The 17,363-nt window shown below is 71.2% G+C and carries 12 protein-coding genes; 5 read left to right on the forward strand and 7 right to left on the reverse strand.

Annotated elements, in window-relative coordinates; translation table 11 throughout:
• Positions 1-100: 100 nt before the first annotated feature.
• From ATL45_RS35405 to ATL45_RS35415, 3 genes are all read right to left on the reverse strand, one after another.
• Positions 101-1,486, reverse strand: coding sequence for a nucleobase:cation symporter-2 family protein (locus tag ATL45_RS35405; RefSeq protein WP_093147101.1), 1,386 nt, complete (start codon positions 1,484-1,486; stop codon positions 101-103).
• 554 nt (positions 1,487-2,040) lie between these two features.
• Positions 2,041-2,808 (reverse strand): sulfite exporter TauE/SafE family protein, encoded by a 768-nt coding sequence (locus tag ATL45_RS35410; RefSeq protein WP_093147102.1) that lies wholly within the window; start codon positions 2,806-2,808, stop codon positions 2,041-2,043.
• Between the two features lie 52 nt (positions 2,809-2,860).
• Positions 2,861-3,649 carry a GntR family transcriptional regulator gene (locus ATL45_RS35415; RefSeq protein WP_246025733.1) on the reverse strand — a complete coding sequence of 263 codons (789 nt, stop codon included), beginning with the start codon at positions 3,647-3,649 and terminating at the stop codon, positions 2,861-2,863.
• A 216-nt stretch (positions 3,650-3,865) separates the two neighbouring features.
• Here ATL45_RS35415 and ATL45_RS35420 point away from each other — a divergent pair, with 216 nt between their 5' ends.
• On the forward strand, positions 3,866-5,029 hold the full coding sequence (locus tag ATL45_RS35420) for a L,D-transpeptidase (RefSeq protein WP_093147106.1): 1,164 nt from the start codon (positions 3,866-3,868) through the stop codon (positions 5,027-5,029).
• Positions 5,030-5,041: 12 nt separating this feature from the next.
• Here ATL45_RS35420 and ATL45_RS35425 read toward each other — a convergent pair whose 3' ends face one another.
• The 3 genes from ATL45_RS35425 to ATL45_RS35435 form a co-directional block, all read right to left on the reverse strand.
• A complete protein-coding gene (locus tag ATL45_RS35425; protein ID WP_093147108.1) occupies positions 5,042-8,572 on the reverse strand; it encodes an AAA family ATPase in 3,531 nt (1,176 codons plus the stop codon).
• Between the two features lie 50 nt (positions 8,573-8,622).
• Entirely contained in the window at positions 8,623-9,609 is a 987-nt protein-coding gene (locus ATL45_RS35430) for a quinone oxidoreductase family protein (protein WP_093147110.1), read from the reverse strand.
• 82 nt (positions 9,610-9,691) lie between these two features.
• Complete coding sequence (locus tag ATL45_RS35435; RefSeq protein ID WP_177241899.1) at positions 9,692-10,126, reverse strand: Fur family transcriptional regulator; 435 nt, start codon at positions 10,124-10,126, stop codon at positions 9,692-9,694.
• Positions 10,127-10,521: 395 nt separating this feature from the next.
• Between ATL45_RS35435 and ATL45_RS35440 the strand changes: the two genes are divergently transcribed.
• From ATL45_RS35440 to ATL45_RS35455, 4 genes are all read left to right on the forward strand, one after another.
• Entirely contained in the window at positions 10,522-10,731 is a 210-nt protein-coding gene (locus ATL45_RS35440) for a heavy-metal-associated domain-containing protein (protein WP_093147111.1), read from the forward strand.
• Positions 10,732-10,784: 53 nt separating this feature from the next.
• Positions 10,785-11,717 (forward strand): DUF8832 domain-containing protein, encoded by a 933-nt coding sequence (locus ATL45_RS35445; protein ID WP_093147112.1) that lies wholly within the window; start codon positions 10,785-10,787, stop codon positions 11,715-11,717.
• Between the two features lie 270 nt (positions 11,718-11,987).
• Positions 11,988-14,258 carry a heavy metal translocating P-type ATPase gene (locus ATL45_RS35450; RefSeq protein ID WP_121505446.1) on the forward strand — a complete coding sequence of 757 codons (2,271 nt, stop codon included), beginning with the start codon at positions 11,988-11,990 and terminating at the stop codon, positions 14,256-14,258.
• A 192-nt stretch (positions 14,259-14,450) separates the two neighbouring features.
• Entirely contained in the window at positions 14,451-15,626 is a 1,176-nt protein-coding gene (locus ATL45_RS35455; RefSeq protein ID WP_093154931.1) for a cytochrome P450, read from the forward strand.
• Between the two features lie 38 nt (positions 15,627-15,664).
• Here ATL45_RS35455 and ATL45_RS35460 read toward each other — a convergent pair whose 3' ends face one another.
• The gene (locus ATL45_RS35460; RefSeq protein WP_177242004.1) at positions 15,665-17,362 is read right to left on the reverse strand and encodes a phytoene desaturase family protein; all 1,698 of its coding nucleotides are present in this window, start codon (positions 17,360-17,362) and stop codon (positions 15,665-15,667) included.
• Position 17,363 lies beyond the last annotated feature (1 nt).

The following is a 17,363-nucleotide window of genomic DNA, read 5'->3' on the forward strand; positions in this document are numbered from 1 at the left end:
CTCCCAGCGGGAGGAAGCGTATCCCGGCGGCTATCGACCGAACAGGCGTTCTGGATCACGACAATGGCTCAGAACCGATTCCTCCCCCGGGACCAGCGGCCTAGCCGCCGTTGGCGGGTGCGGCCGGTTGCGGCACCGGTTTCGCGGCCGGGGCCCGCAGCGGACTGTTGAAGATCATGTTGAGCAGCACGGCCACCACCGCTCCGGCGACGATGCCGGTGCCGAACACCGTCTGGAACCACTGCGGGAACTGCTGGTAGATCGTCGGCGCGGCCAGCGGGATCAACCCGACCGCCAGCGAGACCGACACGACGAACATGTTGTGGCCCTGCTCCAGGTGAGCGCGCGAGAGGGTGCGGATGCCGCTGGCGGCGATGCTGCCGAAGAGCATCAGCCCGGCCCCGCCCAGCACCGGGTACGGCACCAGCGAGACGACGCCGCCCAGCACCGGGAACAGGCCGAGCAGGGCCATCACGCCGCCCGCGAAGGCGACGACGAACCGGCTGCGCACCCCGGTCAGCGACACCACGCCGACGTTCTGGGCGAAGGCGCTGGTGGGCAGGCCGCCGAACAGCGAGCCGACCGTGGTGGCGATGCCGTCCACCCGCAGGCCGCGGGTGACCACCCGCTTCTCGACCTCCCGGTCGCAGATCTCGCCGATGGCCAGCATCCCGGCCGAGCTCTCGGTCATCGCCACCAGGATCACGATGCACACCGCGAGGATGGCGGCCGGGTGGAACTCGGGCGGGCCGAACTGCAGCGGCATCGGCAGCGCGAACAGCGACGTCTGCGCGAAGGTGCTGGTGTCGAGCATGCCGAAGGGCGCGGCGGCAAGGGTGCCCGCGACCATCCCCAGGATCAGCGCGATCTGCTTGAGGAAGCCGCGCAGGACCCGCTGCAGCACGATGATGACCACCAGCGTGAACAGGGCGAGGCCGAGGTTGGCCGCCGACCCGAAGTCGGGCGCGCCTTCGCCGCCCTGCACCCAGGCGACGGGCACGGTCATCAGGGACACGCCGATCAGCGTGATCACCACACCGGTGACCAGGTGCGGGAAGAAGCGCATCAGCCGGCCGAAGAACGGGCCGACCGCCAGGCAGAACAGCCCGCCGACCAGGACCGCGCCGAGCACGGTCTGGATGCGGTGGCCTTCCGGCGCGGAGTGCGCCACCGTCAGCAGGGAGGCCAGCCCGGCCGAGGAACTGGCGTTGACGAACGGCAGCCGGTTGCCGGCGAACCGCCCGGCGCCCAGCGTCTGCAGCAGCGTCGCCAGCCCCGCCACCAGCAGGCTCACCGAGATCAGCACGATCTGGTCGCGCTGGTCCAGCCCGCAGGCCGGGCCGATGATCAGCGGTGGTGCCACCACGCCGGCGTACATCGCGCCGACGTGTTGGAAGGCGGCCGGGATCAGCTGCTTGGCAGGCAACTTCTCGTCAACCGGATGGCAGGCCGCCGGGGTCGGATTCCCCTGCGAATTGATTGCCATGCCCAGTTCCCCTTTTGAAAACGGATGCCCCGGTCCACCGCGGACGGGGGCCGGACTGTTAGCGTCGGTCGCGGGGACGGCGGCACCGATCGGTCCACCACCCCTCCCGCCATCGCGTGTCGTCCGACGCGGCGGGACGGCCGTTACCCGGCGTGAACCGGCCGCGTGGGCCGGTTCCGATGCCTCCTCCCCGGTGAAGAGCTCGGCGCCGCAGGCGTTTCTGCGCTGTCGGGCAGGAGCAAGCTACGTCCGGAATCCAACTCTCGTCAACATTTTGTTGAACTTCCGTTGCGCGGAATTGTCGCGCCCGCCGGCCGGCGCCGAAGCTTTCTCGCCCGAGAAGAAAACGGCAGCTTCTTCTCCGCAACTCCTTGAACGAACACCGAAACACTGCTAAACGAACTTCTCGCGCCCGAATTGGACGGCCGCAGCCGCGACGGCCGACTGCCGCACCTCAGGAGGTGCCGCATGCGCCGCAGGCGCATAACCCACCCTCGGCGCTTGCACCGCCACCTGCACCGCCATGCAAGACGAGCCGCAGAAAGGCTTTCCGGTCACGCACCGTGCAGTGCGAGGTAGGGCGCCAGTGCCAGCAGGGTGATGACGAGCCCGTACTTCAGCCCGCGGGCGGGCAGTGCCCGGGCGATCTTCCAGCCCAGCAGCACGCCCGCGAGCTCGGGAATCCCGACCAGCGCGGCCAGCGGCCAGTTGATCGATTCGGTTGCCAGGTAACCGATCGTGCCCGCACCGGCGATGACGATCGACTGCGCCTGGGCCGACGCCAGCGACTCCAGCACCGGCACGCCCAGGGCCACCAGCAGCGGGACGGTGAGCATCGGCCCGCCGATGCCGACGATGCCCGCCGCGACCGCCACCGCGAAACCCAGGCACGCGATCAGCAGCGCGGGCGGGTGCGCGCGGGTGCCCGCAGGGCGGCGCCATTCGCGGTAGCAGACCAGCGCGGCCACCAGCGCCACGAAGATCCCCAGCACCAGCCCGAAGATCCGCTTGGACACCCCGGTGTTGATCAGCACGCCGAGCGGAGTGCCCGCCAGGGCCGCGGCGGCGAGGATCAGCGCGGTGCGCCGGGTTTCCGGCTCGCGCAGGTGACCCGAGCGGGTGTAGGCGGCGGTGGCCAGCGCACCGGTCGCGACGTGGGTGACGATGGCGGTCCCGGCGACCTCGGCCGGGGACAGGCCGGTCAGGGCGAACAGGCCGATCGTGGGCAGCACCCCGCCGGGCCCCACCGCGGTGATGCCCACCCCGCCGGCGAGCCCGAACAGCCCGAGCAGGACCAGCGTCGGGATCGTCAACTCCGCCATCACAGCTCACCGAAACGCGTTGGCACCGCGCAGCATTTGCGGATCACAGCCATCAATCCCCTTCTCCCCCGGGCGAAATCCGGCCTCGGTGCAGCGTGGCGGTCAGCGCCATGCGATCGGCGCGGATCCGGATCGACTCGACGTCCACCGGCCGCCCGTCCGCCGTGCGAGTCAGCCTCTCCAGCGCGAAAACCGCCGCGTGGTCCGGGATTCCGAGCAGCGCCGCGGTGTCCGGGTCGGCGTTGACCGCGTGCACCGCCACTTCCGCGGAACCCAGCCGCTGCCCGGTGGTCTCCTCGATCAGGGTGAACACGTCACGGCCTGCGAGGTCGCAGTCCAGCAGGCGGTGGCCGATGTCGGCGGTGAGGTAGGTGGTGTCCAGCGACAGCGGCAGACCGTCCAGCCACCGCAGCCGCTCCAGGTGCACGCCGCCCGCCGACGGCGCCACCCCGAGCCGCTCGGCGATCGGCACCGGCAGCTCCGCGACGGCCCGGGCGGAGCGGACCTCGTTGGTGATCGTGCCGTACCCGGTCATCGCCTCGGCCAGCCCGGCCAGCCGGTCGAGCCCGTGGCCGTACTTCGGCAGCACGACCCGCGTGCCCACTCCGCGCTGGCGCGTGATGACACCTTCCCGCCGCAGCAGCGCCAGCGCCTCGCGCACCGCGTTGCGGGAGGCGCCGAACTGCTCGCCCAGCTGCCGCTCGCCGGGCAGCACACCGTCGGCGAAGCGACCCGCCGTGATCTGGTACCGCAGCACGTCGGCCACCTGCCGCGCCCGCTCGGCGCGCGGCCGCGCGGAGCTCCACCCGGCCGGGATCCGCCTGCCTGCCGTCTCGTCCACGATCGGCACGCTACCCGGCGAACATTGCGCCAGAGTTACGCCACCCATATTGACCTGCGAAAACGTCCGACCAGGCACGATGGCGGGGCGGATCGGAGTTCCGCCGGGCGCACCTGGCCGCGACGCCCCGGAGGGAATGATCGTGTTGAGATGTGCCGATCGGACACCGACAGTTGTCAGGACGTGGAGCCGCAGCGTCGAGGTTCGGGGGTCGGGATGCAGGTCGCAAAGGGGTGGCCGCTCATCGTCGGGACCGCGCTCGCCTGCGCCCTGACCTCGTGCACGGAACCGGCGCCGAAGGTCTCAGCCGCGTCGGTGACCACCTCGGTGCCCGACGGGGCCGCGCAGGTCGGGCCCAGCGATCCGCTGGTCGTCACCGCCCACCGCGGCGTCCTCACCTCGGTCACCGTCACCGCGGACGGGGGAACCGCGGTCCCGGGCGAGCTGACCGACGGCGGCCGTCGGTGGAGCACCACCGTGCCGCTGGAGTTCAGCAAGACCTACCGGGTGCAGGCCCGCGCGCAGGACGCCGAGCGCATCCCGGCACCACCGGCCACCTCGACGTTCACCACCGCCACCCCGGTGGAGGAGATCACCGTGGAGCGGACCCGGCCCACCGCCGGTGCCGAGGTCGGCATCGCCATGCCGGTCTCGATCTACTTCAGCAAGCCGGTGACCGACCGCGCCGCCGTCGAGCGCCGCCTGTCGGTCGAACCGTCGGTGCCGACGGAGGGCTCGTTCCACTGGATGAGCGACGAGCAGGTCAACTGGCGGCCCAAGGACTACTGGCAGCCCGGCACCACCGTCCGGGTGCGGGCGCGGCTGTACGGGGTGAACGCCGGTGGCGGCGTGATGGGCACCGCCGACCACGAGAGCGAGTTCCGCATCGGGAGGGACCAGCGCGCCGTCGGCGACGTCAACGCCCACACCCTCACCGTCTTCCAGGACGGCCAGGAGATCAAGCGGCTGCCCGCCTCCTACGGCCGCAGCGTCTACCCCACCCAGTACGGCGTGCACGTGGCCTTCGAGAAGCACACCTCCACCCGGATGCGCTCGGACACCTGGGGCGGGCCGCAGAAGGGCGAACCCGGCTACTACGACGAGGTCCTGCCCTACGCGGTGCGCATCTCCAACAACGGCGAGTTCGTCCACGTCAACCCGGCCACCGTGTGGGCGCAGGGCGAGTCCAACGTCTCGCACGGCTGCGTGAACCTCTCCCCGGCCAACGGCAAGTGGTTCTTCGACTTCGTGCAGATCGGCGACCCGGTGGAGATCGTCGGCTCGGACCGCCCGCTGACCACCGCCGACGGCGACATCCCCGACTGGACCATCCCCTACGACGACTACATCAAGGGCAGCGCCCTCTACCAGGCGCGCTGAAGTCCCCACCGCTCACAGGTACTGGCCGAAGCGGTCGTCCCCGGTGGCCAGCTGGCTGATCCGCACGCCCGCCAGGTCGGCCGGGCGCAGCAGGCGGACTTCCGCCGGGTCGTGCTCGGTGGCGGTGATCCGCTCGCCCTGCAAGGCGATCGCCCGGTCCAGCAGGTTGCGCACCACGCGGCCGTTGCCGAAGGACTCGTCGCGCTTGGCCGCGCGCAGGATGCCGCGGACCTCCGCGCCGACGCCGTCGGCCAGGGCGAACCCGGCGCTGCCCGCCATCCGCTCGAAGATCGCGAGAAGTTCGGACTCGGCGTAGTCCGGGAAGTGCACCACGGAGGGGAACCGGGAGGCCAGGCCCGGGTTGGTGCGCAGGAACTCCACCATCCGGCTCTCGTAGCCCGCCGCGATCACCACCAGGTCGTCGCGGTGCTCCTCCATCAGCCGCAGCAGCTCGGCGATCGCCTCCGGGCCGTAGGACTGCCTGCCGTCCGGCGGGGTCAGCGCGTAGGCCTCGTCGATGAACAGCACCCCGCCCAGCGCGCTGTCCACCGCGGCGCGGACCTTCGGCGCGGTCTGGCCGATGTACTGGGCGATCAGGTCGGCGTGCGAGACCTCCACCAGGTGCCCGGAGGACAGCAGGCCGAGCTTGGCGTACACCGCCGCGACCAGCCTGGCCACCGTCGTCTTGGCCGTGCCCGGGTTGCCGGTGAACACCAGGTGCCGCATGCGCGAGCCCAGCGCCAGCCCCGCGCCGCGGCGCAGCCGGTCCGCTTCGGCCTCCGCCACCAGCAGCCGCACCTCGCGCTTGACCGACTCCAGGCCGACCAGGTCGTCGATCAGCGCCAGCGGGTCCTCCGGGAGGTCGGTGCGCACCCGCTCCACCGAGGTGTCCGGGACGTCGGCGGCCACGATCCGGTTGACCGCGCGCGGTTTCCGGCCGGCCAGGATCCGCCGGGACTGCGCGGAGATCGTGCGCTCCAGCAGGTGCACGGCCAGGCGGCCGTTGGTCATCGCCGCGGTGCGGCGGGAGGCGCGGACCAGCCTGGCCACCTTCGCCCGCACTCCGGTCGCCACGGTGAAACCCGCTTCGGCGGCCTTGCGCTCGAACAGCTCCACGACCTGCTCGTCGGTCAGGTCCGGGAAGCGCACCACCTTCGGGAAGCGGGCCGCCAGCTCCGGGGTCGCCTTGAGCAGCCCGTTCACCGCCGCGTCCGGACCGCACAGCACCACCAGCAGGTCGTCCGGGCGCGCCTGCAGGCCGGCCAGCAGCGCATCGATCACACCCCGGTTGCGGGAGTGGTCGAGATCGATGCCGGGGCGGGCCAGCGTGCCCGCGTCCTCGATGCACAGCACGCCGCCCGAGGCCTGGTCGATCGCGCGCTGCACGCCGACGGCCGCCTCCGCCAGGTGCCGCCCGGCCAGGTCCGCGCAGTCGACCACCACGAGGTGTCCCGACGACAGCACGCCGAGATCGGCGCACATCCGGCCCAGGATCCCGGCGGCGGTCGTCTTCCCGGTCCCGGTCGAACCGGTGAACACCAGGTGCCGCGGGCGGATCGCCTCCGGCATCCCGGCCTCCCGGCGCAGCTCCGCCGCCCGCACCTCGGCCAGCACCTGGTCCAGCTCGCGGCGGACCGACTCCAGGCCGACGCAGTCGGCGAAACCCGCACCGCGGACCGGGGATTCCGGCAGATCTCGGCGCAGCACCTCCAGCCGGCCGCCGCCGCTGCGGGCCCGTGCCGCTTCGACACCGCGCTCGGCCAGGTGCTCGACCAGGCGCGCGCCGCGCAGGTTCTGCTGCCCGGCCGCCGCCAGCCGCGCGCCCTCCCGGGCGGCGTCGTCGGCGACCACCGCTTCCCGCCGGGCCACCGCGCGCCGGAACAGCTCCACGCGCTCGTCCTCCGTGAACGCCCGGGTGGCGGCGACCCGGAACTGCTGCAGCAGCGCGGGATTCACCTCACCCACCCGGTCCGCGCCCCCGGCCCGGCACACCGCGATGACGTGCAGGTCCGGCACCCGGCTCAGCAGCCGCCGCAGCTCCTCCAGCAACGCCGCCCCGGACCACTCCAGGCCCGCCAGCCGGTCGAGGCCGTGCAGCACCAGCAGATCCCGCGAACCGAGGGCGTAGGTCTTCTGCTGCAGGTGCACCACGGCGTTGCTGACGTCCAGGCTGGCGAACTCCGCCTCGGAGACCCACATCTCCTGCCGCTGCGCACCGGCCTTGAGCAAGGCACCGCGCAGCAATCGCAGCGCGGTGCCGCGGCCGGTGCTTTCCGGGCCCGTCAACAACATTCGCACCGCACGGCCGTCCTGGGCAGCGGCCAGCTCGGTGCGCAGCGCCGACACCAGCTCCGGCTGCCCCACCAGCTCGGCGGCCGGATCTTCTTGCGCCGCCGGCAGGTCCTCGCCGGTGGTCAGCTTCGCCGCCAGCGGGTTGCGGACCCGGCGCGGCTGGGCGAGCACCCGCAGCTGCTGCTGGAAATCGCGGACCAGGATGCCGCAGCTCGGCGTCACCACGCCGTGCGGCAGCCCCTGCACCACTCCGCTGATCCGCATCGCCATGTCGAGCCAGGCGCGGCAGACGTCGACCTCACCGGCCAGCACCGCGCGCCCGAGCCAGGCCAGCACCTGGCCGTGCCACCGGTCGGCGTTGAACGTCGCCCGGTAGCCGGCGAACATGCTCTGCACGGTCTCGAACATCGGGCGCCCGGTGGTCAGCGCGAGCTCCACCGGCACTTCCACCAGATCCGCGTGCAGCATCAGGTGCGCCAGCACGGCCTCGTGCTCCATGCCGGGACCGACGTCGGGCACCGGGCCGGGGCTCACCGCGCTCGGCACCCGCTCCAGCAGCCGCTGGTGCGCGGCCAGGAAACCCGAGCACGCCCAGTCCAGGTAGGCGGCCGGGCCGGCGAGTTCGGGCAGCGCGGCCAGCACCGATTCGTCCGCCCGCTGCGCCCACGCCTCCCGAAGCGTCTCGACCGGGGCGAGGAGATCCTGCTTGGCCAGCGCCGGATCGGCGGCGCGCAGGTCGTGCAGGGCGATCAGCGCCTGCCTGCGCGCCTCGACGGGTTCGAGCCCGGCGAAGACGTCCAGGCAGCGGCGGGCCAGGTCGAACGCCGCCTCCCGCAGCTCCGGATCGTCACCGGCACCGGTCAGCAGCCACTCCGCGGGAAGCCGGAACACCGCCGCGTGCGCGCTCCACGACCAGCTGCGCACCGGCGACCACGGCTGGGCCACGAACCCGCTCAGCGTCTCGCACTGCACGTCGGCGGCGTTGCCGCCGCGCACCGCCACCGTGCCGAGCAGGAACTCCAGCAGGCACCACAGCTCGGCACCGACGACCGTGGTGCCCTCGGCGTAGAACTCCGGCAGCTCCACCGCCAGCCGCTCGGCGGCCGGATCCCGGTTGAGCTCCTCCGCGCGCTCCCAGATCTCCTGGTACAGCCCGTCCGGAACCCGCCACGGGCCGTGGGCGTACACGTCCAGCACGGGTTCATCGGACAGCAGCAGTCGCAGGTGCTCGGGCAACGTCGGTCGGTCCACGATCGGCCAGACTACTGACGCGCGTCACCTGCTCGGGGGAGAACCCGCACTCAGGGCATGGCCAGCACGATCTTGCCGAGCGCCTCACCGGTGCGCAGCCGGTCGAGGGCTTCGGCGGCTCTGGCCAACGGGAAGACCTCGTCGACGACCGGTCTGATCCGGCCCTCGGCCACCGCGGGCAGCACCTCCGGCACGAGCCCGGCGAGCACCTCGCCCAGCTCGGCGGGCCGTCCGAAGCCGAACGAGACGCCGCGCAGGTGCAGGTGCCGGTAGGACAGGTGGTCCAGGTTGATCGTGGACTCCGCCCGGTCCAGGCGGCCGATGTTGACCAGGTGCCCGTCGACGCGGGTGGCCGGCAGGCAGGCCGCGAAGAGCCGTCCGCCCACGTGGTCGAGCACCACGTCCACGCCCTCACCGCCGGTGGCCTCCAGCACCTCCTCGGTCAGGTCCTCGCCCGGGCCGACGACGACCACGTCCGCTCCCGCGCTGGCCAGCAGCGCCTCCTTCGACGCCGTCCGGGTGGTGCCCACGACCGTCGAAGCTCCGAGCACCTTGGCGATCTGCACGCCGAGCAGCCCGATCGCCGAAGCGGCACCGGTGATGAGCACCGACTGACCGGCCCGGAACGCGCCCAGGCACAGCGCGCCGTGCTCGGTGAGCAGGCCGGTCGGCAGCGAGGCGGCCTCCTCGTACCCGGCCGCGCCGGGAATGGGCAGCACGTGCCGGTGATCCGCGCGGACGTACTGGGCGAAGCTGCGCGGCTGGGTGCCCATCACCCGCTCCCCCACCAGCACGCCGGTGACACCCGGCCCCACGGCGCAGACCTCACCGGCGAACTCGTACCCGGCCTGGTACGGCTCGCCCGCGCCGCCGGAGGAGGGATCGGCGGCGGCCAGCACCTGGGCGTCGGCGTTGTTCAGCGCCGCCGCGCGCACGCGCACCAGCACCTGACCGGGCCCGGCGTCGGGCACCGGGACCTCCCGGGCCTCCCACTCGGGGCCGGTGCCGCCGAACAGCGCGATCATCGTCGCGGGCATGCCGATCTCCTCCGTGGAGCACCTGGCCGAAGAGGTCGCCCCAGGATGGCCGCCGGGCGAACCGCCCGCACCTCAGCCGGACCTATGCGGTGGCCGGGTCGGCAGCGCAGTCCGGGCACAGGCCCCAGTAGATGACCTCGGCTTCGTCGATCGTGAAGCCCCGGGCATCGGAAGCGGTCAGGCAGGGCGCGGCGCCCACGGCGCAGTCGACGTCGGCGACCACTCCGCAGGACCGGCACGCGAGGTGGTGGTGGTTGTCCCCCACCCGCGCCTCGTAGCGGGCCAGCGAACCCATCGGCTGGATGCGGCGCAGCAGGCCGGCGGCGGTCAGCGCCCGCAGCACGTCGTAGACGGCCTGGTGGGACACCTTCGGGAGCACCTCCCGCACCGCGCCGATGATCGACTCGGTGTCCGCGTGCGGGTGGGCGTGCACCGCCGACAGCACGGCGACCCGCGGTCGGGTCACGCGCAGTTCTGCCTCGCGCAGCAGGTGCTCGAGGTCGGCTGTCGTCGGCACGCGCCGAAGTCTGGTCCGGTTTCCGGGGTCGATCAAGAACGTTTCGTACACCCGCAACTATTTTCGATCAACACTGAAAGAATCGATAGTTCTGTACTGCAGGTGCCGATCACTCCCCGGCCCGACATGGATACGTATAGGGGGTATGAAGCCGGATAGTTAGTGACTCCCGTCACTATTTCCAACACCATCCCCGCCGCAGCGCCCTCAAAGAGCACCCAAGAGCCCTCGATCTGGCCGCCACACCAGGGAAAACGCCCCCCCGACGACGACGCCTGCAACCACTCCTCGCGGCAGCACTCCCGCAGGCTTGCACTTCATACCCCCTGGGGGTATAAATCTCGTATCGCAAGGAACACCTACCCCCTACGGGTAAAGCCAAAGAGGAGCTCCCGATGACCGAGTCCACCTTCACCGTCGTCGGCATGACCTGCGGGCACTGCGTCCAGTCGGTGACCGAGGAGGTCAGCCAGATCTCCGGTGTCTCCGAGGTCGCCGTCGACCTGCCCACCGGAGCGGTGACCGTCTCCAGCACCGCAGCGATCAGCACCGACGAGGTGCGTGCCGCCGTCGAGGAGGCCGGCTACCAGCTGGCCGGCAGTTGACCTGGAACCGGCCGGGCCTGCGGGCCCGGCCCCGCACGCAGTGAGGATTCGCCATGAACGCAGCAGGAAAGCTCTCCGCCTACGGTGCGGTGCTCGCTCTGGTCGCCGGTGGCGCCTGGGCGGTCGGCACCGCTGTCGGCCCCCTCTCGGCCGCCCCCGCCCCGAGCAGCCACGACGGCATGCCCAGCGGCGACGGGCACGGGAACGCCCACGGCGCCACCGTCGCGGAGACCGACCTGCCCGGTGGGCTCGCGTCGTCCCGGGGCGGCTACACCTTCACCTCCACCGCGACCACCCGGAACGCCGGTACCACCGAGCCCTTCTCCTTCCGCGTCCTCGGCCCGGACGGGCGCGCGGTCACCGCCTTCGACGTCGAGCACGACAAGCGCATGCACCTGATCGTGGTGCGCCGAGACACCGCGGGATTCCAGCACCTGCACCCGGAGATGGCCGCCGACGGCACCTGGAGCACCCCGCTGGAGCTGCCCGACGCCGGCAGCTACCGGGTCTTCGCCGACTTCACCCCGACCGGCGGGGCGGCGACCACCCTCGGCACCGACATCGCCGCAGCCGGCGAGTTCGAGCCGCGCGGGTACGCCCCGTCGCGGGTCGCCGAGGTCGACGGCTACCAGGTCCGGCTCGACGGTGAGCTCGTCGCGGGCCAGTCGTCGCCGCTGCGGCTGACGGTCAGCAAGGACGGCGCGCCCGTCACCGATCTGCAGCCCTACCTGTCCGCCTACGGCCACCTGGTCGCGCTGCGCGGCGGCGACCTCGCCTACCTGCACGTGCACCCGGAAGGCGCGCCCGGCGACGGCCGCACCGCACCCGGCCCGCAGATCGACTTCGTCGCGGCGGTGCCGAGCGCGGACACCTACCGGCTGTTCCTGGACTTCCAGCACGACGGCGTCGTGCGCACCGCGGAGTTCACAGTGGACACCAGCGGCAGCGCCCCCGCGGCGGACCAGCCCGGTCACACCGGGCATTGATGCGAGAACAAACCTGGTCGATCGACTTCGTCCATCAGTCCGCAACCGCGAGACATACCGCAACAGCGAAATGAGTTGCCGCAAGCGCGAAGCGCTTATCCCACCATCGCAACTCGCACCGCCGCGGGTTCTCAGACGTTTCCTGGCGAGGACGGCCCCTCCGCCGTGTATTGGACGAGGGGCACCCGCAGTCCAGGAAGCGTCTGAGGTTCCGCCACCCGCACCGCCACGCAAAACGAGCGTGGAATCACTCATCGAGGAGAAACTGCAATGACCACCCAGGAGCGAACACCGCAGAGCACCGGCGAGGTGGAACTCGCCATCTCCGGGATGACCTGCGCTTCGTGCGCGGCGCGGATCGAGCGGAAGCTGAACAAGCTCGACGGTGTCGTGGCGACGGTGAACTACGCGACCGAGAAGGCTAAGGTCAGCATCCCGGACGGAGTCGACCCGCAGCAGCTGGTCGAGGCCGTCGAGGCCGCTGGCTACAGCGCAACGCTGCCCAAGACCGAGCGGGAGGGCTCGGCCGACCAGCCGGAGTCCGGAGAAGCCGACGATCCGACGCGTTCGCTGCGGCAGCGGCTGGTGGTCTCGGCGGTGCTGTCGGTGCCGGTGATCGCGATGGCGATGGTCCCGGCGCTGCAGTTCACCTACTGGCAGTGGATCTCGCTGGTCCTCGCCGCCCCTGTGCTGGTGTGGGGCGCGCTGCCGTTCCACAAGGCCGCCTGGACGAACCTGCGCCACGCAACGGCCACGATGGACACGTTGGTGTCGATGGGCACCATCGCGGCGTTCCTGTGGTCGTTGTACGCGCTGCTGTTCGGAACCGCCGGAGTGCCCGGCATGACGCACCCGTTCGAGCTGACCATCCAGCGGATGAGCGGTGACGGCTCGATCTACCTCGAAGTCGCCGCCGGCGTGACCACCTTCATCCTCGCCGGGCGCTACTTCGAAGCGCGCTCCAAGCGCCGTGCCGGTGCCGCCCTGCGAGCACTGCTGGAACTCGGCGCCAAGGACGTCGCGGTCCTGCGCGACGGCCGCGAGGTGCGCATCCCCACCGCTGAACTCGCCGTCGACGACCGGTTCGTCGTCCGGCCCGGAGAGAAGATCGCCACCGACGGAGTGGTCGAGGAAGGCAACTCGGCGGTCGACGCGAGCATGCTCACCGGCGAATCCGTGCCCGTCGAGGTCGGACCCGGCGCCACCGTCGTGGGCGCCACCGTCAACGCGGGCGGGCGGCTCGTCGTGCGGGCCACCCGGGTCGGCTCGGACACCCAGCTGGCGCAGATGGCCAAGCTGGTCGAGGACGCCCAGACCGGCAAGGCCGAGATCCAGCGCCTCGCCGACCGGGTCTCCGCGGTGTTCGTGCCCATCGTGATCGCGCTCGCGGTCGGAACCCTGGCCTTCTGGCTCGGCAGCGGCGGTGGGGCCGCGGCGGCGTTCACCGCTGCGGTGGCGGTGCTGATCATCGCCTGCCCGTGCGCGCTCGGGCTGGCCACGCCCACCGCGCTGCTGGTGGGCACCGGTCGCGGCGCGCAGCTGGGCATTCTGATCAAGGGACCCGAAGTCCTGGAGTCCACCCGCCGCATCGACACCGTCGTGCTGGACAAGACCGGCACCGTCACCACCGGCCAGATGGAACTCATCGACGTTCACACCACCGACGACACCGACCGCGACGAGGTCCTGCGCATCGCCGGTGCGCTGGAGAACGCCTCCGAGCACCCGATCGCCCAGGCCATCGCCCGCGGCGCCCAGCAGCGCATCGGTGAGCTGCCCGCCGTCGAAGGCTTCACCAACGTCGAAGGACTCGGCGTTCAGGGCATCGTCGACGGCCACGCCGTGATCGCCGGCCGGACCGCCCTGCTGGAGCAGTGGAGCCAGCACCTCACCCCCGAACTGGCCGAAGCGAAGGCCGCGGCCGAGCAGCAGGGCAAGACCGCCATCGCCGTGGCGTGGGACGGGCAGGCGCGGGCGGTGCTGGTGGTGGCCGACACCATCAAACCCACCTCCGCCGAAGCCATCACCCAACTCCGCGCACTCGGACTCACCCCGATCCTGCTCACCGGCGACAACACCGCCGTCGCCCGCTCCGTAGCCGCCGAAGTCGGCATCACCGAAGTCATCGCCGAAGTCCTGCCCAAGGACAAAGCCGACATCATCACCCGCCTGCAGAACGACGGCAAAGCCGTCGCCATGATCGGCGACGGCGTCAACGACGCCGCCGCCCTCGCCCAAGCCGACCTCGGCCTGGCCATGGGCACCGGCACCGACGTCGCCATCGAAGCCAGCGACATCACCCTCGTCCGCGGCGACCTGCGCACCGCAGCAGACGCCATCCGACTCTCCCGCCACACCCTCCGCACCATCAAAGGCAACCTCTTCTGGGCCTTCGCCTACAACATCGCCGCCCTCCCACTCGCCGCCACCGGACTCCTCAACCCCATGATCGCCGGAGCAGCCATGGCCTTCAGCAGCGTCTTCGTCGTCACCAACAGCCTCCGACTCCGCACCTTCCGCACCACCGCGGCAACCTCCTGAGGCGAACCGAACCGAAACCGGCAGGCAACGGGCCACCGCGCGACCGCGGTGGCCCGTTGCGCCCTACCGGTCCCGGCCCGGATGTTCAACGCCCGCGCCGAGATCTACCCAGAAGTGTCCACTGTAGATGCCAGCGGTCCCGGCTTTCGCTATGTTCGCCGTGACATCCCGGCAGTGCAGTGAGGAGAAGTGATGCAACGGTCTCGGGAGCTCCCGATCCACATGCAGCGCAACGGATTCGACCCGGTACCAGAACTGAACGCGATCCGGCAGCGCGACGGCGTCGTGCGCAGCACCAGCCCGTTCGGACTGGACACCTGGGTGGTGACCCGCTACGCCGACGTCCGGCAGGTGCTCTCCGACTGGGAGAGCTTCAGCAACGTCCTGCCCGGCTCCCCGGAGTCCGGCGAAGGGCAGGCCGTGATGCGCAGCGCGGGCAACGTGCTCGTCGTCGACCCGCCCGAGCACACCAGGCTGCGGCGGACCGTCGCATCGGAGTTCACCTCCCGCCGGCTCAACCGGCTGGAGCCGCGCATCACCAGGATCGTCAACGACCACCTCGACGCCCTCGAACGCTCCGGATCTTCCGGCGACCTCGTCGCCTCGTTCTCGATTCCGGTGCCCTCGCTGGTCATCTGCGAGCTGCTCGGCGTCCCGTTCGAAGACCGGGAGGACTTCCTCCGGTACACCAACGGATTCCTCAACACCTCCTTCTCCGCCGAGGAACGCATGGCGCTGCACGCCGAGTCGCACGCGCACCTCGCCCGGCTCGCAGCCCGGAACCGGGTCGATCCGGGCGAGGGACTGCTGGGCCGGATGGTGCTCGAACACGGCGACGAGCTCAGCGACGCGGAGATCGTCGGCATGGTCAGCCTGCTGCTGCTGGTCGGGCACGAAACCACCTCCGACATGCTGTCGCTGGGCACGTTCGCGCTGCTGCGGCACCCCGATCAGCTCGACCGGCTGCGGCGGGACCCCGAGATCATCGACGCGGCGATCGAGGAGCTGCTGCGCTGGCTCACGATCGCGCACACCAGCACGACGAAGGTGGCCACCAGGCAGGTGGAGATCGCCGGGCACGTGATCAACTCTGGTGATCTGGTGATCTGCTCGCTCCCCGCGGCCAACCGGGACCCGGTCCTCGTCGCGCGGCCGGACGAGCTGGACATCACCCGTCCCCCGTCCCGGCACGTCGCGTTCGGGCACGGCCCGCACCACTGCATCGGCGCGCCGCTGGCCCGCCTGCAGCTGCGGATCGCGCTGCCCGTCCTGCTCTCGCGGTTCCCCAGCCTGAAGCTGGCCGCCGAGCCCGAGTTCCGCTCCGGCCACCTGACCCACGGTCTGAAATCCCTGCCGATCGCCTGGTGAACCGCTGGTGCGGTGCTGCGCCCCGGTGGGGCGCAGCATCACATCAGTGCTTCGCTCTGGTGGAGATCACCGGTCCGGGCTGATCCCGAACCCACCGGGATCACCAGGTGGGTCGGCTCCGGGGCGCTGTCGTCGATGCTGGCGGTGAACTCCTTGCCGTCGTCGCGGCAGACGAACTGCATCACCTGCCGGCCCGCCGCGGCGGCCCGGATCAGCCCGCCCGTGGTCGCCCACACCCCGGAGAGGTAGAAGTTCTGCAGGCCCGGCAGCCGCGGCCCGTGCTTCTTGATCACCTTCTCCATCGTCTCGCCGCCGTCGACGAACGGCTGCCAGCCCAGCACCGTGCCGTTGTAGTTCCCGGTGTAGCGGACCTGGGTCAGCGGCGTGGAGATGTCCCGGACGACGACGGAGTCCTTCAGCCCCGGGTAGCGGCCGTCGAGGAAGTCCACGATGGCGTCCTTGACCCGGCGCTTCGCCGCGTAGTAGTCGACGCCGCGCCGAACCGAGAGGGTGTGCCGGGGCTCGCCCTTGCGGATCCGGGTCGCCTGTTCCGGCCCGGTGGCCAGCTCGCGCCACGGCGCGATGTCGCAGAAGTAGGTGGCGTAGACGATGGTCTTGCCCGCAGGCGCCAGCTCCGGGTAGTGCGAGCTGCGGAACTGGACGTTGATGCTGGGGTGGCGGATGCCGGTCAGCTGCGCGGCCACCTCCTCCTCCAGCAGGTGCGTGGTGCACGGTTCGCCGTCGGGGAAGGGCCGGTCCAGCCCGAGGAACAGCGCGAAGTACCCGGGGAAGATGTTGCCGGGCTCGTCGATCGTGCTGGTGTAGAGCTCGCGGTGGGTGTCGGTGAGGTAGCGGCCGCCGAGCAGCTTCATCGTCGTGGTGTGCCCGTCGCAGGCCGACACCACGATGTCGGCGCGGAACTCGCGCCCGTCGCTGAGCCGCACACCGACCGCGCGGTCGTCCTCCACCAGCACCTCCTCGACCTTCGCGTTGTAGTCGATCTCGCCGCCGAGCCCGCGGTAGCGGCGCTCGATCGACTCGGCCAGGCCGAGCGAGCCGCCCTCCGGGACCCCGGCTGAGCCGTTGGCGTGCGCGGCGAGCTGGAAGTAGAACGGCAGCACCGGGAACGCCGCGTGCTTCTCGTAGAGGATGAAGTTGAACGCCTCGCGCAGCAGCGGATCGCGGAACCTTGCCGAGTAGTCCGTCATCAGCGTGCCGATCGACTTGCGGATGAGGTTGAAGTACGGCGCGAACGAGGCCAGCATCCGCCAGCGCTCGAAGGTGCTCATCAGGCCGACCGGCTTGAGGAACGGGTACACCGACAGCAGCTTGCGGAACCGGCGCAGCCCGTTGCAGAAGTCCCGGATCAGCCGGGCGTCGGCCGGTGAGATCTCCAGCAGGTGCGCTTGCAGCCGGTCCGGGTCGGAGTAGAAGTACACCGCCCGGCCGTCCCGGGCGCGCACGATGTTGAACACGTCGAAGTGGCGCATCTCCTTGCCCTGCAGGGCACCGAGCTCCAGCCAGATCTGGTGCATCTCGTTTCCGGGGCCGTTGCCGAGCAGCCAGCTCACGCAGCAGTCGAAGGTGAAGCTGCCCTTGTCCCAGGCGGTGCAGCAGCCGCCGGGGATCTCGTGCATCTCGAAGATCCGGCTGCGGTAGCCGTTCATCTGGGCGTAGCAGCCGGTAGACAGGCCGCCCAGCCCGCCACCGACGATGATCACGCTCTGCCGCGACATG

It is taken from the genome of Saccharopolyspora antimicrobica (assembly GCF_003635025.1).
GTDB lineage: Bacteria > Actinomycetota > Actinomycetes > Mycobacteriales > Pseudonocardiaceae > Saccharopolyspora > Saccharopolyspora antimicrobica.